Here is a 4,100-nt window from a genome sequence, read left to right on the forward strand (position 1 = left end):
AATGTTCTTTCTATTAAGAAAAATGGAATCGAACTGATAGATACTCCGGTTTACACGGCTGATAAAAATAAGGAAAAACAAATCCTAAAAGTAAAGCTCAGTGAGGATAACAGCATTTCAGGAGCTGGATTGTTTGAATATACCGGAAGTCAGTATGATTATAGTCTCGTTTATAGCAACTTGTCTCCTAAAGAAAGAAATGAATCTTTGAAAAATCAATTGGACGTCCTGAATTTTGAAAAGGTAGAAATGAAAGATTTTGTGAATGACAGGGATCATGCGGTTTCAAAATATAATATTGATTTTAAAGCGAACAATTATTCTAAAAATGCGGGAAGCAGCATGATATTCAGAGCTGTTCCTATTTTCGCCAATACTATTTATAAAACAGATGATAACAGGGAATTACCGTTCGAGATAGGCCAATCTTTTGAAGATGAATATCAGATTACTTTCGAAATTCCAAAAAACTATAAGATTGAGGAAATTCCGGATAATGTTACCATCAATTCTGAATTCGGTTCATATACATTAAATATTATAAAAGAAGGTGAAAATCTGAAGGTGAACAGGACGGTAAGAGTAAACAAGGGAATATATCCCAAAGAAAAATATAATGATTACGTGAGTTTTAGAAAAAAAATGAACGGTCTTGATAACTCGAAAATTTTAATTACAAAAATCTAAGGCATGAAAAAAAAGTTATTATTAGTCTTTATTGCAATAAATTGCATTTTTATTGGGGCTCAAAAGCATGAGTTCCTTAATCCCCCGAAATTTAACAGCGCAGATCTTTCCAAGACCAAGTCAGCATTAGATGAAAATGCGCCTGCGGAAATTCTATATAGATCATTACATTTTGTGATAGATGGAACTACAGGCTTTTTACACAAAAAATATTTTTACAGGATAAAAGTATATAATAAGGATAAAGCAGAAGATTGGTTGAATCTTGAAATTCCCTTGTATCAGAACGGAAGTGATCAGGAAACATTGAACAAGATCAAGGCTTTTACCTATAACCTGGAAAATGGAAGTGCAATTTCTACTAAAGTTGAAAAGAATTCAAAATATAAGAGCAAGGAAAATAAGTATGTTACCATTACTAAATTTGCCTTTCCTAATGTGAAAGACGGTTCTGTCCTTGAATATGAATATGAGGTGGTATCACCATTCCTGTATTCCATTCCTGAAATTTTACTAGAAACAGATACTCCGTCATTATATACGGAATATGTACTGGATAGTCCTATCAATATTTCATACAATCTAAACTATACGGGGTCTTTAACTCCAAAACATAGGGAAGTAGCAGATAAATACCTGTACGGTTCTCAATACAAAACATACAGATTCGGATATGAAAATGTAAAAGGTTTCAAATCGGAAAAATTTATAAAAAACGATAGAAATTATAGAACTAAAATCAGCGCTGAATTGAATTCTACCAATTTTAAAGAATTGAAACTGTATTCCTGGTCTTGGGAGCAAATCAAAGAGAGGCTTTATGAAAATGAGGATTTCGGAGGAGAGCTTAAAAAAACCAAGTTAGCGAAAGAAAATATGCCTCCGGGAATTTCGGAGCTGAAAAGCGATGATGAAAAAGCAAGTGCAATTCTTGCGTATGTACAAAAAAACTTTACCTGGAATAAAGATAGAGGAGTTTACGTAGAAGATGGAATTAAAAAACTTTTGGAAACCAAATTAGGAAATGCTCCTGAAATTAACCTTTTTCTGGTTATGCTTTTCAGAGAAGCAGGACTAAAAGCAAATCCGCTTCTTATCTCTACCGTAGATAATGGATTGATCAACTTAAGTTCTCCAAATATTTCCAACATGAATTTTGTGATTGCTGCGGTGGAAACTAAAGATGGTATTAACTTATTTGATGCTACTTCCAAACAATCTTCAGTTAACGAGCTACCTCCTAGAGACTGGAACCAATATGGAATTCTTGTTGCAAAAGAGAAAGTGAAGCAGATCGAAATGGTTAATGCAAAACCAAGCTTTACCTACCTTACCGTCAATGCAAAAATTAATGAAGACGGTTCCGTTTCAGGAAGCTACTCGGATAAGGATACAGGCTCTTATGCGATGTATAACAAAGAGTTTTTTGATGATAACGCAGAGAAATATAAGAAGCAATATAAAGAAAACTTTACAATAGACTTTGCAGATATTAATTCTAAAGTTCATGACAATGGGGATTTTGAAAGTACCATGAAGTTCGATTCCGAAAATATGATCGACAGAGTAGGTAAAAAGATGATCATTAATCCTATGCTTTTCTTGAATAAAAACTCTAATGAATTTGATCAGACAGAGGAAAGAAAATATACCATTGATTTTATTTCACCCTTTACAAGAGTAAAGAAAATATCCCTTCAAATCCCGGATGGATATGCTATTGAAGAGCTTCCCAAGAATAAGAAGATCACCACAGACGACAAAGAAATAGCATATAGCTATATAGTAGAACAAAAAGGAAATGTATTGGAGATTACTTCCACAACTACTGTGGCAAGCTGTGATTATCCTAAAGAATATTATCCGGCATTCAAACAGATATGGGGGGTCGCTTCAAAAAGTGAAAATCAGGTTATAAGTTTAATTAAAAAATAAAATAAAAAGCTTCTAAATTTTAGAAGCTTTTTTTATATTTGATTGAATCATAAAAAACTAATAATATGCTAACTCTATTACAAACAAGTTCTTATGAAGACAGTATGGATGCTGCTTCAGGAGCTGCCGCAGCAGGAATCGGAATTGGAATGATGATTTTTTATTTATTACTTTATTTATTCTACGGCTACTGCATGTATAAAATTTTTCAAAAGGCAGGGCGTGAAGATGCATGGGCTGCTTTTATTCCGATTTATAACACTATTGTTCTACTGGATATTGTTAAAAAACCGATATGGTGGATTATACTTGTATTAATTTTCCCATTATCATTAATTGCTTGGTGGGTAATTAGTGATAGGCTATCAAAAGCTTTCAATAAGGAAACTCCACTGTACACTATTCTTTTATTTTTCTTTTCATTTATTTTTATTCCTATTCTTGCCTTTGGGAATGATACCTATGATAAGAACAGGATACCGAACGATTAAAAAAAGTAAAAAAAAAAATTAAAAACCATTCAGAAATGAATGGTTTTTGCATTCATATGGGAAATCAAAAATTATGAAAAATACTATTGCTGTTCTGACGCTCTCTTCTTTTTTCGTTTTCACGGCCTGCAAAAAAAATGAAACCCAAAATGATCAGATAAAAACAGAAATCAACACTCCCCAACCGTTTACAACAGATTCCATAAGCATGAATGATTCTATAAAGATCAGCGATTCATTAACTTTAAAATATACTTCAAAACTACTGGTATTTCCTACTATACAAGATAAGAAGCTGCTGGATAGTATATACTTCAATACTAAAGGGGTAAAAGATTATTCCAAGGAAGGTTTGAAAGCCTATCTGGAACTGGAAAAAAATAATTATTATAATTCCATTAAAAACGATAGCAAAGACTGGATGTCCGGAATGACTTATTCTCAGCAATGGTATACCAATTCAGCTATGAATCTGAAGTCCAATATCAACGATTATATGCATATAGAATATGTAGGAAGTGCCTATGAAGGCGGAGCTCATGACAATTATGGATTTTCGGAAAGAGTTTTCGACCTTAAGAATAATAAAAAAGTAGAGTTGAAAGATATCACATCAATGCCAAAGGAAAAGCTTGAAACTTTGCTGATGAAAAACATCAATACCATCCACAGTGGCACTACAGGTTCTGAAGGCGAAATCAAAAACTCCGAAATGCTTTTAGTGGAAGTTATTCCCGCTACAGACAATTTCTATTTCGATGATAAAAATCTTTACTTTCACTACAGTCCTTATGAGATTGCAGCGTTTGCAGCAGGAGATATCATCATTCCTATCTCATGGGAAGAACTGAAAGGTACCCTGGATCCGAAATTTAAAGAAAGAATGAAAATTAAATAAATTTAATGCTTCCGGAGTTGGAAGCATTTTTTATTTTTGTGCCAATGGAAAAAGTAGTTTTTATTATCAATCCTTTTTCAGCAAAAAAG

At 32.8% G+C, this 4,100-nt stretch carries 4 protein-coding genes; all 4 read left to right on the forward strand.

Annotation, left to right across the window (positions count from 1 at the left end):
- On the forward strand, positions 1 to 687 hold a 687-nt coding region (locus ACGHIN_RS16850), incomplete at its 5' end, for a DUF3858 domain-containing protein (RefSeq protein ID WP_390456256.1).
- Between the two features lie 3 nt (positions 688 to 690).
- The gene (locus ACGHIN_RS16855) at positions 691 to 2,622 is read left to right on the forward strand and encodes a transglutaminase domain-containing protein (protein ID WP_390456259.1); all 1,932 of its coding nucleotides are present in this window, start codon (positions 691 to 693) and stop codon (positions 2,620 to 2,622) included.
- A 65-nt stretch (positions 2,623 to 2,687) separates the two neighbouring features.
- The gene (locus tag ACGHIN_RS16860; RefSeq protein ID WP_390456261.1) at positions 2,688 to 3,113 is read left to right on the forward strand and encodes a DUF5684 domain-containing protein; all 426 of its coding nucleotides are present in this window, start codon (positions 2,688 to 2,690) and stop codon (positions 3,111 to 3,113) included.
- 73 nt (positions 3,114 to 3,186) lie between these two features.
- Positions 3,187 to 4,011, forward strand: a complete 825-nt coding sequence (locus tag ACGHIN_RS16865; protein WP_390456264.1) for an RsiV family protein — start codon at positions 3,187 to 3,189, stop codon at positions 4,009 to 4,011.
- The last annotated feature ends 89 nt before the right edge of the window (positions 4,012 to 4,100 follow it).

It is taken from the genome of Chryseobacterium barbadense (assembly GCF_042849955.1).
Lineage (GTDB): Bacteria > Bacteroidota > Bacteroidia > Flavobacteriales > Weeksellaceae > Chryseobacterium.